Origin of the sequence: Catenuloplanes japonicus, assembly GCF_000717135.1 — a bacterium.
Classification (GTDB): Bacteria; Actinomycetota; Actinomycetes; order Mycobacteriales; family Micromonosporaceae; genus Catenuloplanes; species Catenuloplanes japonicus.
Genome location: NZ_JNXY01000030.1, coordinates 77613 through 92235 on the forward strand (window position 1 = coordinate 77613; position 14623 = coordinate 92235).

9 protein-coding genes and 1 riboswitch are annotated in these 14623 nt (G+C 70.4%); of the genes, 3 read left to right on the plus strand and 6 right to left on the minus strand.

All coding sequences use genetic code 11. The annotated features are described in order from the left end of the window. Positions 1–2 precede the first annotated feature (2 nt). Positions 3–2981: an MGH1-like glycoside hydrolase domain-containing protein gene (locus OP04_RS35720; protein WP_051799603.1), complete on the minus strand. Its 2979-nt coding sequence runs from the start codon at positions 2979–2981 to the stop codon at positions 3–5. A 363-nt stretch (positions 2982–3344) separates the two neighbouring features. Between OP04_RS35720 and OP04_RS35725 the strand changes: the two genes are divergently transcribed. From OP04_RS35725 to OP04_RS35735, 3 genes are all read left to right on the plus strand, one after another. Beyond that, positions 3345–4520, plus strand: a complete 1176-nt coding sequence (locus tag OP04_RS35725) for a methionine ABC transporter ATP-binding protein (protein ID WP_198154099.1) — start codon at positions 3345–3347, stop codon at positions 4518–4520. Further along, positions 4517–5173 (plus strand): methionine ABC transporter permease, encoded by a 657-nt coding sequence (locus tag OP04_RS35730; protein ID WP_033344359.1) that lies wholly within the window; start codon positions 4517–4519, stop codon positions 5171–5173. Before OP04_RS35725 ends, OP04_RS35730 begins: the two co-directional genes overlap by 4 nt. Positions 5174–5279: 106 nt before the next feature. Next, entirely contained in the window at positions 5280–6101 is an 822-nt protein-coding gene (locus OP04_RS35735) for a MetQ/NlpA family ABC transporter substrate-binding protein (RefSeq protein WP_033344360.1), read from the plus strand. Positions 6102–6138: 37 nt separating this feature from the next. Here the strand turns inward: OP04_RS35735 and OP04_RS35740 are convergent, their stop codons facing one another. The 5 genes from OP04_RS35740 to OP04_RS35760 form a co-directional block, all read right to left on the minus strand. Continuing rightward, positions 6139–6795: a CBS domain-containing protein gene (locus OP04_RS35740; RefSeq protein ID WP_033344361.1), complete on the minus strand. Its 657-nt coding sequence runs from the start codon at positions 6793–6795 to the stop codon at positions 6139–6141. Between the two features lie 88 nt (positions 6796–6883). Beyond that, entirely contained in the window at positions 6884–8494 is a 1611-nt protein-coding gene (locus OP04_RS35745) for a Gfo/Idh/MocA family oxidoreductase (protein ID WP_033344362.1), read from the minus strand. Between the two features lie 222 nt (positions 8495–8716). Further along, positions 8717–9259, minus strand: a complete 543-nt coding sequence (locus tag OP04_RS35750; protein WP_033344363.1) for a nucleoside/nucleotide kinase family protein — start codon at positions 9257–9259, stop codon at positions 8717–8719. Between the two features lie 104 nt (positions 9260–9363). Continuing rightward, on the minus strand, positions 9364–12885 hold the full coding sequence (locus OP04_RS35755) for a family 78 glycoside hydrolase catalytic domain (RefSeq protein ID WP_033344364.1): 3522 nt from the start codon (positions 12883–12885) through the stop codon (positions 9364–9366). 328 nt (positions 12886–13213) lie between these two features. Continuing rightward, the gene (locus OP04_RS35760; RefSeq protein WP_033344389.1) at positions 13214–13867 is read right to left on the minus strand and encodes a GNAT family N-acetyltransferase; all 654 of its coding nucleotides are present in this window, start codon (positions 13865–13867) and stop codon (positions 13214–13216) included. Positions 13868–13880: 13 nt separating this feature from the next. Beyond that, positions 13881–13998, minus strand: a riboswitch (SAM riboswitch). Positions 13999–14623: the final 625 nt, after the last annotated feature.

Sequence of the window (14623 nt, forward strand, 5' to 3'; positions counted from 1 at the left end):
AATCAGCTCCGATGCAGCACCGTGACGCGGTCGACGGTGAGCGTGCCGGCGTCCAGCCGGACCCCGAACGCGGGGGACCAGGACGCCAGCGTCGCGCCGTCGACCGCGGCCGAGACCGGCGCGTCGTGCACCTTCGCCCAGCGGCCGTCGTGCTCGACCCAGGTGGTCAGCCGGCCCCAGCGCGCCAGCACGGCGAACCGGTCGCCCGGCTCCCAGGTGACGTTCGCGCAGCAGCCGCCGGTCGCCTCCGGGCGGGCCCGGCCGCCGGTCTGCACGTCCGCGCCCGAGGTGCGATGGTGGTTGTTGTACCAGGCCAGCGCGTTGTCGCCGGACCCGCCGGACAGGCCGGTGAACAGGCTGTCCTCGGGCGAGGCACCGGAGAACGCGCGTGGCTCCACGATCACCGCGGTGCCGCCGGGATCCGTGGCGACCGGCGCGGCCAGCACCGCGAACGCGCGGGCCGTGGCGTCCGCGGTCAGCGCGCCGTCCGCGACGCGCAGCGCGGGCGACGGCTCCGCCACCGGGTGATCGACCCGGTAGGACGCGAGCCGGTCCGTGCCGAAGTCATCGTCCCACGCGGTGACCGGATAGTCCGCCGGGTCGAACTCGTAGGTCGTCGTGGTCAGCGCGCTGGTGACCCCGGCACCGGTCCGGGCCAGCACGCGCAACGGCAGGCCCGCGCTCGGATCCGCGTCGGCCGGGACGCCCACCTGCCACGCCACGTCATACGTCACGCCCGCCCGCAGCACCCGCGGCGGCGCGGTGACCGGCGTGACCGTCCAGCCACGCGGCACCTCCAGGCTCACCCGCGCGTCCGGCACGGCCACGGACGCGCGCACCGACCCGCGCACCGTCACCTGCGTGCCCGGATCGACCGCGAGCGTGGGCGGCAGCGACAGGCTGATCCGCTGGTCAGGGGCGCGCCAGAGCTGCAGCGCGGTGATGCCGAAGACGCCGGGTGCGACCACCCGCAGCCGGTCCGTGGTCAGCGGCGGGTCGACCACGATCCGGTTCACGTCCCGGCCCACCGGTTGTGCCGGGGACCGCGTCTGACCGGGCACGTCCTGCCAGGTCCCGTCCGCGGCCTGGTACTGCAGCGCGAACGACGGGGGCGTGCGCACCCCGCCGCCGTCGTCGTAGAACACCACGCGCACGTCCGAGACCACGGTCGCGGCGCCGAGGTCGACCTCGAGGTGGTTGCTCGCGTGTGGTGAGCCGTAGGAGGTCCAGCGGGTGGACGGCACGTCGAGGTGGAAGTCCTGCCCGTCGATCGCATCCGCCGCGCGGTCCGCGGACCAGGTGTAGGAGGCGCGGGCGGCCGGGTAGCCGGTCTCGGCGGCGTTGGCGGCGTCGTCGACCAGCTCCGGCTGCGGGCTGGAAAGAGTGCCGACCCGCACCGTCACATCGCCCGGCGTGGGCCGGTGCAGCACCTGCCGGCCGTCGACGAAGACCCGGAACCCCGCGCCCCTGCCGTACGCGCTGCCGTCGGAATCCCAGAGCACGGACAGGTTGTGCCCGTGGTACGCCAGGTTCTCCACCGCGAAGTGGTCGTAGTCGTTGAGCGGCGCGATGCGGACCGTGTCGTCCTGCTGCGGCCGGATGCCGAGCAGCCCGGACAGCACCAGGTCGGTGAACGTGGAGTGGTTGTAGTCCTCGCTGTGCCCGCGCCCGTCGTAGAGCCACCGGTCCTCGTCCGGGTGGTGAGCCTCCGCCACGTACGGCCGGCCGTTGCGTCGCTGCGTCACGGCGTACCGTCGCAGCAGCTCTTGATAGTCACTTTTGGACACATAGGACTGTGCCGGGTAGTCCAGCAACTGGTTCGCGAGCCCGGTCAGCGTCTGGCTCGTGGCGAACGGCCAGGACGGCCCGTTCCACCGGCAGCACCCGTTCAGCGCCTCGTGCATGAACCACGGGCTGCGCCGCTCCGCCGTCGTCGGGCCGAACGGCGCCGCGAACCCCTGCGGATCGGTCAGCTGCGCCCACGCCACCGCGCTCTCCGTCGGCGGCATGTGGAAGTACCAGGGCACGTAGCCCATCAGCTCGCGGTCCTCGATCGGCGCGGTCTCGTCGCGCTGCACGTGCTTGTAGAAGTCGCCGTCCCACAGTTGCTGCTGGGTCTTCGTGCGCAGCGCGTCCGCCTCGCGGTCGTAGCGGCGTGCGGCCTGCGCATCACCCTTCTTCCGCAGCAGCGCGGCCAGCGCGCGGGCGTCGCCGTACTGGTACGCGTTCAGCGTCGGCCGGAAACCGTCACCGCCGTGGTAGGGATCCTCCGTCTGGTACGACCCCGCCGTGAACTCCATCGCGTCCCACACCGGCACCTGCCAGTAGATGCCGCGCGCGGCATCGAAGTTGCTCGCCTTCCACGTCTCGTACTGCTTCGTCAGCTGCGGCAGCCGATCCAGCACGAACCGCCAGTCGCCGCTCACCTCGGCCCGCGCGACCGCGGCGTCCACGGCCCAGAACGAATACTGATGGGCCCAATCGGTCGCGTTGTCGTTGAGCCCCTCGGTCGCCGGCTTCGCCCCCGCACCGGACCCGGTCAGCCAGTAGTCCACATAGTCGTCGAGATAGCGCGGATCCCGCAGCCAGCGCCCCTCGTAGATGTGATGCCCGGCCGCCGCGTTGATCCCGCCGAACGGCGCCGAATATCCCACCGGCCCGAGAAACTCCGTGACGATCCACCCGTCCTTCGGCCCGGTGTACTTCAACGCCTCCTTGAACGTGCGCCACCGGTAGTAGTACGTGTCCTCGACGTCCTCGTCCGGCAGATCGACGAACGGGATGTTCCCCTCGTACCACGCCTTCTCCGGCACGTCCCCGAGCAACGACGCGTGATCCAGAAACGCGGTCCCGGCGCCGACCACCGGATAGAGCGGTGCAGCCGTGGTTCTGGGCGCTGACCCCGCCGCCGGAGCCGCCGCCAGCATCACCGCCACCAGCGCCGCGCCGATCCGCCCGCCCCAGCCGCCCGCATCGATCATGATGCATTCAAACACGCCTTCGGCGAAGATCGAAACCTTTGATCTTCCCGCTTCACCGCGGGTCACCTTCCGCATGCTCCCGCGGGCCGCCGGATCCGTGGGTGGTCCAGAAAAACCGCTGGTGGCGCGCTTGTCGGGCCGCCGTCCCGCCATTCGGGATCTGTTGCGGCGGTGTTACGCGGGGCACAGAAAGCGGGGCGGAACGGGCGGGGCCGTCCGGAGGCTGGCAGGGTGTAGTCGCGCGGGACCTGTGGCCCGGCTTGGTGGGGCGTGAGACCGCGCTCACTGTGCGCCGAAAGTCTCTAAAACCTATCGGGCAAGTAGTGTAATGTTGCCGAGCGCGACCGGGTGACACTCCCCGTCGTGCTCCCCTCGGACCCCCAGCCCACCAGGACTTATTTCGTGATCAGCCTCAAAGACCTGCGCAAGGTCTACCGCTCGCGGGGCGGGCCGGTGACCGCCCTCGACGGCGTCAGCCTGCACGTCCCGGAGGGTGAGATCTACGGCGTGCTCGGTCGCAGCGGCGCGGGCAAGAGCACGTTGCTGCGCAGTGTGAACCTGCTGGAGCGGCCCGACTCCGGCACCGTCACCGTGGGCGGCGTCGAGCTGACCACGCTGCCGGAGCGACGGCTGCGGCGGGAACGGCAGCGGATCGGCATGATCCACCAGCACTTCGCGCTGCTCAGCTCGCGCACCGTGGCAGGGAACGTGGCGTTCCCGCTGGAGGTCACCGGCCTCGGCCGGGCCGCGCGCGCCCGTCGCGTCGCGGAGCTGCTGGAGCTGGTCGGGCTGGAGGAGCGCGCGGGGGCGTACCCGGCACAGCTCTCCGGTGGCCAGAAGCAGCGCGTCGGCATCGCGCGGGCGCTGGCCGGCGACCCGGCCGTGCTGCTCTCCGACGAGGCCACGTCCGCGCTCGACCCGGAGACGACCGGCTCGATCCTGGAGCTGCTCGCGGACCTGAACAAGCGGCTCGGCCTGACCATCCTGCTGATCACGCACGAGATGGACGTGGTGAAGCGCATCTGCCACTCCGCCGCGATCATGCGGGACGGCCGGTTCACCGAGTCCGGCCGGATCGAGCAGGTGCTGGCCCGGCCCGGCTCCGAGCTGGCCGCCGAGCTGTTGCGCCTCGGCCCGGCGCCCTCCCTGCCCGGCCGGACGATCGTGGACGTGACGGTCAGCGGCGACCAGGCGGAACGGCCGCTCATCGCGGAGCTGGCCCGCCGCTTCGAGGTCGACGTCCGGATCCTCGGCGGCACGATCGAGCAGCTCGCGGCCACCCGCGCCGGTCGGCTGCGCCTGGTCCTGCCCGGCGACGGCGCCCAGAACGCACCGATCGTCACCTGGCTGCGCGAGGCGGGGATCCCGACGGAGTCGCCGGTCTCGACGGAGTCGCCGGGCAATGCGCGGGTCCCGGCGGAGCCGCCGGGCGGCGAGCCGGCGCCGAGTGAGCTGCCGGGCGACGGGCGGATCCCGGCGGAGCCGGCTGCCGACGCGCAGGTCTCGACGGACCGCGACGACACGGAGACGAAGGCATGACCTGGGAAGACATCTGGCCGCTGCTCGGTGAGGGGCTGTGGGAGACGATCTACATGGTCGGGATCTCCACCGCGATCACCGCGCTCGGCGGGCTGCTGATCGGCGTGCTGCTGGTGCTCACCGAGCGCGGCGGGCTGCTGTCCGCGTGGCCGGTGAACCTGGTGCTCGGGCTGATCGTCAACGTCGGCCGCTCGCTGCCGTTCATCATCCTGCTGGTCGCGGTCATCCCGTTCACCCGGGCGATCGTCGGCACCACGATCGGCACCGAGGCCGCGATCGTGCCGCTGACCATCGGCGCGATCCCGTTCTTCGCGCGGATCGTGGAGACCGCGATCCGTGAGGTGCCGCGCGACGTGGTCAACGCCGCGATCGCCTCCGGTGCGTCCCGCCGGCAGGTCGTCTACAAGGTGCTGCTGCGCGAGGCGCGTCCCGGCCTGGCGGCAGGGCTGACGATCACGATCATCGCGCTGGTCGGCTACTCCGCGATGGCCGGGACCGTCGGTGGCGGCGGTCTCGGGGACCTGGCCATCCGGTACGGCTATCAGCGCTTCGAGACCGAGGTCATGGTCGCCACGGTCGTGGTGCTGGTCCTCTTCGTCCAGGCGGTACAGAGCCTCGGCGACCTCGTGGTGCGCCGCCTGTCCCACCGCTAGACGCGCTGACCGTACCCTCCCCGGACCAGGCCCGTGGCCGCTTCACAAGCACCGCCGTCACCGGGCGGTTTTATCCCGAAATATCCTTACAAGGAAGGTCAAGACGATGCGTCGTACCCTCGTCGCGCTCACCGCCGCCACCTCGCTCCTGATCGGGCTGGCGGCCTGCGGCAACGACTCCGGCAGCGAGGAGACCGCGGCCGGCGGCACGATCAAGGTCGGGGTCAGCCCGGTCCCGCACGCGGAGATCCTGAAGTACGTGAGCGACAACCTCGCCGCGGCCGAAGGCCTGAAGATCGAGATAGTCGAGTTCAACGACTACATCCAGCCGAACACCGCGCTGCAGGACAGGCAGCTGGACGCGAACTACTTCCAGCACATCCCGTACCTGGAGGAGGAGATCGCCTCCAAGGGCTACACGTTCACGCCGCTCAAGCCCGTGCACATCGAGCCGCTCGGCGTCTACTCCAAGACCGTGAAGGCGCTGGCCGACGTGCCCGAGGGCGGCGTGGTCGCGATCCCGAACGACCCGTCCAACTCCGGCCGCGCGCTCAGCCTGCTGGCCACGAACGGCCTGATCACGCTGAAGGACGGCGTCGGCGTCAAGGCCACGGAGCAGGACATCACCGGCAACCCGAAGAACCTCACGTTCGAGGCGCTCGAGGCCGCCCAGCTGCCGCGCAGCCTGGAGGACACCGCGATCTCCGTGATCAACGGCAACTACGCGATCGAGACCGGCCTGAGCCCGGCCAAGGACGCGCTGGCGCTGGAGACCGGCGAGAACAACCCGTACGCGAACCTGGTCGTGGTCCGCACCGGCGACGAGACGAACGAGAGCATCGTCAAGCTGGAGAAGCTGCTGCACTCGCCGCAGGTCAAGGACTTCATCGCGCAGAAGTACAACGGATCGGTGCTGGCCGCTTTCTAGGTCTGGACGTAATCAGTGTTGCGGTGCCGGCCTCGGTTCAGAACACCGGGTAGAGCACAGCCGTGTCGTCGAACGCGTAGGTGAGCGAGTCCGTCACCTCGACCACGCCCGGCACCTGCCGTGCCAGCCGGACCGCGATCTCCACCGAGGTGCGCCGGTCCAGCTCGCCGGCCAGGGTGACCGTGCCGTCCGAGACCGTCACCGTGACCGCGTCGACCCCCAGCAGTTGCTCGACGTCCGCCCGGATGTCCCCGTCCGAGCGCAGGTGCACCTTGAGCAGGTCGGATCGGGTCGCGATGCCGACCACCCGGCCCAGCGCGTCGACGACCGGCAGCCGCTTGATCCGCCCGGCGTCCATCCGCCGCGCCGCCTCGGTGATCGACGTGGACCGCAGCGCCACGCTCGCCGGCGCGGACATCAGGTCGGCCGCGGTCACCGCGTCCGCCTTGGCGCGGGCCCGCCGGTTCCGCCGGCTCTCGAACAGTCTCGGCGCCTGCTCCTGATCCGCGAACTCGATCTTGTGCAGCAGATCCGTCTCCGACACGACCCCGAGCACCCGCCCCATGTCGTCGACAACCGGCACCGCACTCACCCGCCGCCGCATCAGCACGTCCACGATCTTCCGGTACGGCGTCCCTGCCGTCACCGTCACCACATCCGCCGTCATCACGTCGCCGACCCGCAGATCCTTCACGACAACCACCTCCAGCCCCTCGACGGTACGACCGGGGAGGCGCCGACCGGCAGGGCCGGTGAGCAGCGGTGGGGCGGGCCGAAAGGCCCTACAGCGGGGTCGCGGGCGCGTCCGGCGGAGCGTTCTCGTAGGAGTGGCACGGCACCCCGACCGCCTCGACCCGGCTGCACAGGTCGTCCCACCAGTCCAGCGCGTCCAGCTGACGGGGGAGGTCGTCGAAGCGGACCGCACCCCACCCGTTGAGCGAGAACTCGATGAACATCGACATGAGCACCGCATAGTTGGTCCGCAGGCTGCCGCCGCCGATCCCGACCGTGCCGAGCGTTTCCCCGCCCACCACGACGGTCGCGGTCCGGGCGTCGAAGTCGCAGGTGATGCCGCCGTGGGTGAATTCGAACGAGGCCTGTCGCCGGGTCAGCGCGTCCGGCACGTACTTGCCGACCCGCATGCTGATACGGGCGTCACCGATCGTGCCGTGCGCCTCGATCCAGGTCGGCGCGATCTCCTGGCCGGTGGCGTCGAGGATCTCCCGGGCGCGCGGCGCGTACCGCCCGATCACGCAGCTGTCCCACCGCGGCGCCGCCTCGCCCGTGACGTGCCGGATGACCAGCAGCGGATGCACGGTCGTCTCCACGAACGGCCGTAGCGTCCCGGGAAGCTCCGTCCACAGCCGCTGCTGCCCGCGCGGTGACCGCGAGACGCCCTCGAGCAGTTCCACACGCGCGGAGACGAGGTCGCCCAGGGTCTCCCGCGCCGCGGCCAGCTCGGTGCTCCTGATCAGTGAGGCCGGCTCGCTGATCAGGAAGCGCCGGTAGACGGGCAGCGGATTCATGATGTACGTCAGCGGCAGCGCCTTCTCGAGCGAGTAGTAGCTGAGCGCGAACCCGTTGGCCATCAGGCTCGGCTGCGCGCGCAGGATCTCCCGCTCCGCACGCGACCACACGATCGGCTTCTCCACCGCGAACGGGACGCCCGCGTCCGCCAGCTGCGTCACCTGTCCGAAGTGAGCCGCGGTCGGTGAGGCGATGACCGTGGGTGAGCGTTCACGCAGCGAGGTCCGGAGCACCTGATCGGGCGGCGCGACCAGCAGCCGTGCCGCACGCCTCTCGATCGTCGCGCGATCACCCTGGGTCGCCTCATCCGCCGTGACGACCAGGATGTCGTCGCGGTCGTAGCCGAGCGCGAGCAGCCCCGGGAGCGTGCGGTTGATCGTGACGTCCCCGGCGCCGATGATCACCAGATTCTGTGGCGAGCGGGTCTTGATGCCGGGGTGTGAGCTGAGCACAACTGAAATTGCTACACCAAGGTAGAAGAGCGAGGCAACCGCCACGCCGACCCCGACCGCATCCCCCTTCTGCGGATTCCCCACCGCATCCACGAGCAGTTCGTTGATCGGCCGCCCGGTGATCAGCGCGGCCAGCGTGGCAACGCTCGCGAGCACGATCGGGAACGTCAGCAGGTATTCCGCCGGATGGAAGATCGTGTACCGCGTCTCCAGGAATCCCCGCAGCAGCAGGTAGTAGAAGATCCAGACGTTCGCCTCGATGAGCAGGACCCATTCGAGCGTAAGGAGGGCCGGGTGGGACGGCGCTCTGGTCAGGTAGAGGCACAGCGTGAGCGCCAGGACACTCAGGAAGTACCACTCCGTGAACGCGGAGGGGAAGTCCGGCCGCAGATTGGTCGTCGGCCGCGCGGACATCCTCCGCCGCACCACGAACTTGATCCACTGGAGCGGCGAGATCAGCCGCAGATAGTGAATGGCATGGAAGACGACAAATGGTATCGGTGAGGTCCGGCCACCCCAGATGTACGAGGACGACGTCGGCCTGGTGGAGACTTCTTCGGATATCCGTCGCCATTGCCCTATGAAGACCATGAGTCGTGACCCCATGACTCATGGTAGGCAAAGCCGGTCAATGTCTTAGATGGAATTGTCGATGATCATGTCTGCGTGTTCACGGACCCGGTCGCGGGCGTAGAAAGCGTCCTCCTGGCGCGCCCAGCGCTCCCAGTGCGGGGCGTAGGTGGCGCCGTCCCGGGACAGTGCGCGTTGCCTGCGCACGGCCTCAGGAGCCTCGATCCAGATCAAGCCGCTGCGGTACGGGATGAGCTTCCGGGCGCCGGAGCCGACTCCCTCGATGACCAGGTCCGCGCCGACCGCAAGTGTTTCCGGGGCGCCGTAGGCGCCGTCGGACCAGTCCCACCGTCGCCAGACGATCGTCCGGCCCTCGTCCAGCGGTGCCAGGATCCAGTCGTGCAGCGCGTCCACGCCGCCGAGCAGGCCGTCCCAGCCGGGGTAGAGGTCGTCCATCCTGACCAGCGGGGCGTGCAGCGCGTCCGCGACCGCGCGGGCGAGGTGGGTCTTGCCGGCGCCGGAGCGGCCCTCGACCGCGATGACCCGGGCACCGCCCGCGGCCGGAGGCAGCGTGCGCGCCCAGGCGGTCACCCGCTGTGTCGTCTGCATGCGTCGATCATCGATCGCGGCGGTGGCCCGGCGTGGTTGCCCCGCCGCCGGGCGAGGCCGCTCACAGGGGAGGGGGCCGCCCGAATCGACGGCCCCCTCGTGCCTCATGCGGTGAACGTGTACGAACCCGGTGGCAGGCGGTATTCGCCGGCGCCCCAGGCGACTGCCTCCGGCGGCACCGCGGTCGCGTTCCCGATCCGTACCGTGGCGGTGGTGTTGGGGGGAATGACCACGTCGAGCGTCAACCGGCCGCCGCTGCGGCGCCACGACGACGAGGCCGTGCCGTAGGGCGTGTCGAGCGCGGACGACGCCGACGTCAGCGTGCCGCCGGGCTGCGGCGCGATCAGGATCTGCTTGTAGCCGGGTGCGGCCGGGGCGAGACCGCCGACCACGCGGTAGAGCCAGTCGCCGACCGAGCCGAACCCGTAGTGGTTGAACGAGTTCATGTCCGGCGTCTGCAGCGTGCCGTCCGGCTGGATGCCGTCCCAGCGCTCCCAGATCGTGGTCGCGCCGCGCGAGTTCATGTAGCCCCAGCCCGGGTAGTCCGGCTGCTGCAGGATCTCGTACGCGGTGTCCAGGTGGCCGTGCGCGGTGAGGACGGGCAGCAGGTTCTCCACGCCCATGAAGCCGACGGACAGGTGGCCGTTGCGGGCCGCGACCGCGGCGGCGAGCTTGTCCGCGACCGCCTGCTCCCGGTCCGGCGGGACCAGGCCGAACGCGAGCGCCAGCACGTAGCCGGTCTGGCTGTTGCTGCCGATCCTGCCGTCCGCGGCCACGAACCGGTTGGTGAACGCGGCCCCGATCTGGTCGGCGAGCTGTCCGTAGGACTGCGCTTGGGCTGTGCGCCCGGTCGCCGCGGCCATCCGGGAGACCAGCCGTGCGGACCAGCCGAAGAACGCGGTGCTGGTGATGTCCTGCGCGGTCGGGTCCTGGACGTGCAGCCAGTCGCCGTGCGTCCACTGGTCGCGGATCAGGTCCGGGCCGGACGTGGACCGCAGGTAGTCGACCCAGCGCGCCATCGCGTCGAAGTGCTTGTCCGCCGCGCGCAGGTCGCCGTAGCGCTGCCACAGCGTGTACGGCACGATGACGCCCGCGTCGCCCCAGCCGGCCCGGCCCGCGTCCGTGATCACCGCGGGTGCCACGTCCGTGAACGCGCCGTCCGCGCGCTGCGCGTCCACCAGGTCGTCCGCGAACTTCGTCAGCAGCCCGTGATCGTCCACATTGAACGTGGAGGTTGCCGCGAACGCCGCGATGTCACCGGTCCAGCCGAGCCGCTCGTCGCGCTGCGGGCAGTCGGTCGGGATGGACAGCATGTTCGACCGGGTGCCCCACAGGATGTTGTGCTGCACCTGGTTGATCATCGGATCGCTGGTGGTGAACGTGCCGCTCTGCGCCGCATCGGTCCAGGCCGCGCGACCGGTCAGGCTGTCCGCGGTGGGCGTGCCGGGGAATCCGGTCAGCTCCACGTACCGGTAGCCGTGCACGGTGAAGTGCGGCTCGAACATCTCCGGCCCGCCGGTCCCGGACAGCGTGAACGTGTCCGTGGCCTGCGCGGCCCGCAGGTTCGTGGTGTAGATCGTGCCGTCCGCGTTCAGGATCTCCGCGTGCCGCACGGTGATCCGGGTGCCGGCCGGGCCGGTCGCGGTCAGCCTGTTCCAGCCGGCGAAGTTCTGGCCCAGGTCGGCGACCCAGACGCCCGGCTTGGGCTGGGTGATCGTCACCGGGCGGAACTCCTGCTGCACGGTCACGCCCGGGTCGACCTGGGCGACCAGCGTGGGCCGCGGATCGGTGCGGACCGTGACCGGGCTCGGCGTGCCGGTGACGCGGGCGTCCTGGTCCTCGCCGTGGTAGAGGTCGTCCGCGGTGATGGTGCTGGGCTTGGTGGTCCAGCTGCTGTCGGTGCGGACGTCCGCGCGGGTGCCGTCCGCGTACTCGACCGCGAGCCGGGCCGAGTACCAGGGGCGGGTGCCGTACCGCTGGCTGCCGGCGAAGCCGATGTTCCCGGAGTACCAGCCGTTGCCGACCAGCGCGCTCAGCTCGTTCGACCCGGTCCTGAGCGCCGTGGTGAGGTCGTAGACCTGGTAGGGGACGCGTTTGTGGTAGTCGGTCCAGCCGGGGGAGAGGCGTTCCGGGCCGACCTTCACGCCGTTGAGGTAGGTGTCGTGCAGGCCGAGCGCGGTGACGAAGAGGCGGGCGCGGGTGACAGGTTTGTTGCTCTCAAACGTTTTTGCGAGACGCGGCGCCGGATTGGGCACCGTCACCTGCGCGCCCCAGGGGCCGCCGCCGTAGACCGCGGTCGCCCGCGCGGCAGGCCAGGCCGCGTCGTTGAACCCCGGCTGCTCCCAGCCGGCCGGGCCGCTCTGTGAAACCTTCCATTCCGCGTTGCTGACCGTGCCGTTGCTCAGCTTGGCCAGCACGCCGGCCGGGCCCGCGCTCGTGTTCGTCGCCGAGATCGCGATCGTGTCCGGGCCCTCGCGCAGGTACTGCGTGATGTCCACGGTGGTCGCGCGTTTCCACGAGTCCGTGACGCGCCTGCTGGCAGACACTCGGGTGCCGTTGACCCAGACGTCCGCGGTGTCGTCGCCGGTCACCGCGAGCGTGGTCGTGCCGCTCAGGTCCACGGTCCGGCGGAAGAAGCGCTCGCCGGCCGGGACCGACACGGCCGGATCGCCCTCCGGGTACCAGATCCAGGAGGCACCGTCGATGTTCGCGCCCGCCGGGCCGCCGATGAAGTCCGCCTGCCACTCGGCGGACGGGTCGAACAGGCCGGTGTCGAACCGCGCCGGGGTGCTCTCGGCCGTGCGGCCCTGGGCGTCCCAGACGCGTACCCGCCAGTGGTAGGTGGTGTTGCTCGTCAACGCCGGACCGCCGTAGGCCACGTCGACGCTGTCGCCGGACGCGACCTCACCGCTGTCCCACAGCCCGGTCGCGGCGGGCGTGGTGCCCACGGTGATCCGGTACCGCGCCTGCTTCTGTGCACCGGCCAACTGCCAGCCGAAACGCGGCTTCGGCGCATCGATCCCGAGCGGATCGGTGCGGCGCTCCGTGGTCAGCCCCGCGACCTGGAACCTGGTCGTGTCCGCGCGCGGCGCCGCCACGTCCCGGTTCCACGGAGCCGTGCCGTAGCGGCCGGCGACCCGCACCGGCGACCACGTCTGTGGCACGCTCGCCGCCGCCTGCCACGACGCGTCCGTGACCAGGTTGAGCGTGCCGCCGCTGCCGGTGATCTCGACGCGCCCGAGCACGCCGGCCGGTCCCGCCGTGGCGTTGCGGGCCGCGATGACCAGCGTGTTCGCCGCACCCGGCTTGAGCGCGGACGCCAGGTCGATGCGCTGCGCCTGCTTCCACGAGTCCGTGGCGCGCGCGGAACCGGCCAGGTAGGTGTCGTTGAGCCAGACATCAGCCGTGTCGTCGCCGGCGACGGTCAGGTGCGCCGCCGTGACGGACCCGGCCGGCGCCGTGAACGTGCGGCGCAGGTAGCGGGTGGCGGCCGGCACGCTCTGCGCCGGATCGCCGTCGTTGAACCAGATCCAGTCGGCCGCATCAAGCCCGTTCGGACCGGCCTGCGGGCCCGGTAGCGCGCCCGCGATCAGGAGAGCGGAGGTGAGGACGTGTTTCCATGCCATGCGGTGCTCCTCGGTGGGGGAGGGTGGCGCATTTGCACGTTTCAATGTAACGGTGAAGGTCATCGATGTCACTCTTTATCTTGAGGTGATGGTGGTCGCCGGCCGTTCCCTGGCCCCGGTGGGCCGGCTCGCGTCCCGCCGCGTCGAGGGCCGCTGGCTGCAAGGTTTCATCGCGCGCGGCGCCCGCGGGCCCGGCGCGAGTGACATCGATTTCGCGTCGGCTTTCCTTTCGCATTCGATGTGTCGCGCTGTCCCTCATGACCTAAACTCCGGTAAATATCGGGCCTTGAGTGGATATGTCAGGGTGATGTGGGAGGGCGGTCGGCGTTCAGGAAGGGAGCTTGCGGGCCAGCACGGTGGCGTCCGGCCAGACCATGCGAAACTTGTGCGGGGTGCCGTGGAGCCGGGAACGGTCACCGCCCGGTGGAGAGGACGGCAGTCGCTCGCCGCGGGTGGCGCCGGAGGCCAGGTAGAAGTGCTGGGCGGCGATATTCTGCTCCAGGACCCAGAGGAAGAGCGCAGGCGTGCTCGCCCGATCGATCACCGCTTGGGCCGCGAGCGCGAGCAGGTGGGTGCCGACGCCGGATCGGTGCTGGTGATGGACCACATGCAGGTTGTCGACGAGACTTCCCCATTCCGGAACCCGATCGAAGACGACGTGGACGAACCCCGCCGCTTCCGGTCTTCCCGGCGCGCCTGAAACACCGGCCAAGTCAGCCGCTTCCGGCGATTCTCGTGCGCCAGCGCCAGCGCCGGTGCCGTGGATCCTTGCCGACTCGTCGCGGATGGCTATGAACGTGGAGGTGCCGTCCCGTTCGGCAAGGCGCCCGGACCAGACGGCAAGGCGGTCCGCGTCGAGGTCGCCGTCGAGATAGGCGTCCGCGTAGGCGCCGCGGTAGTGACGCCGCCAGCTGTCCGCATGTAGTGCCGCAATCAGCGGAGCATCATCAAGACCGGCCGGGCGGAAAATGATGTCGGACAAGTCGGACTCCAGCTCGCAGCGGATTGCCGGGCGCCCCGCGCGCCAGGCCGGGTCATCACCCGGGGCACCCACCCACGAGACGGAGGGTTGCCGGCCAGTAAGCCGGGGCCTCCGCGCTGGCACTCATGACCTGCGCGCCAGGCTACCAATCCAGTTGATCACCGCCTTAACGCGCCGCCCACCTCGGACAACCGGTCAACAGCCTCACGCAGGAGAAGCGCCGCCCGCAGACCAGCGCCGCGTGCGCCCTCAAGGCGACCGATCAGATGAGTCTAGCCTCCTAGGATGCCTCAGGCGGTGTGAAGGCGAGCCGCCCGCGCAGGTTCCGGACCTCGGCGCTGGAGGTCGTTCTGGACCTCAATGCTGGAACTCGGCAAAGGCACGGGACCTACGCGGCCGGCGCCGCAGCCCCGACTCCTCTTCCGCGTCCCGAGAGTTCGCTTCCGCTATTCGGGACTCAAGATCCTTGCGGCTCTGGTGGCCCTTACCGACCTTTCCGCGTCGAGGTCCGGACCCGCAGCGATCGAGCGGGCACTCCGTGCCCGAAATTTCGTGAAATAGCGGCCTGAAGGCCCGCCGCATCCCCACCCTGACGCCGGAAGCTCAGTAAACGTGCCGCCGCAGACACCTATTGCCGATCCGGCACCCCGCAGAGGAGACCGCCATAGCCGAAAGGATCATTCGGTGCCGCAAAGACCAGGTCAACAGCCGGAGTTGACCTGGTCTTTGCGGCACCGAATGATCCTTTCCGGCAGG

Excerpts from the sequence above, each read along its gene's own strand:
- OP04_RS35755 (WP_033344364.1), bottom strand. The coding sequence starts at position 12,885 with ATGGCATGGAAACACGTCCTCACCTCCGCTCTCCTGATCGCGGGCGCG.
- OP04_RS35745 (WP_033344362.1), bottom strand. The coding sequence starts at position 8,494 with ATGTCCGCGCGGCCGACGACCAATCTGCGGCCGGACTTCCCCTCCGCG.
- OP04_RS35730 (WP_033344359.1), top strand. The coding sequence starts at position 4,517 with ATGACCTGGGAAGACATCTGGCCGCTGCTCGGTGAGGGGCTGTGGGAG.
- OP04_RS35720 (WP_051799603.1), bottom strand. The coding sequence starts at position 2,981 with ATGATCGATGCGGGCGGCTGGGGCGGGCGGATCGGCGCGGCGCTGGTG.
- OP04_RS35735 (WP_033344360.1), top strand. The coding sequence starts at position 5,280 with ATGCGTCGTACCCTCGTCGCGCTCACCGCCGCCACCTCGCTCCTGATC.
- OP04_RS35750 (WP_033344363.1), bottom strand. The coding sequence starts at position 9,259 with ATGCAGACGACACAGCGGGTGACCGCCTGGGCGCGCACGCTGCCTCCG.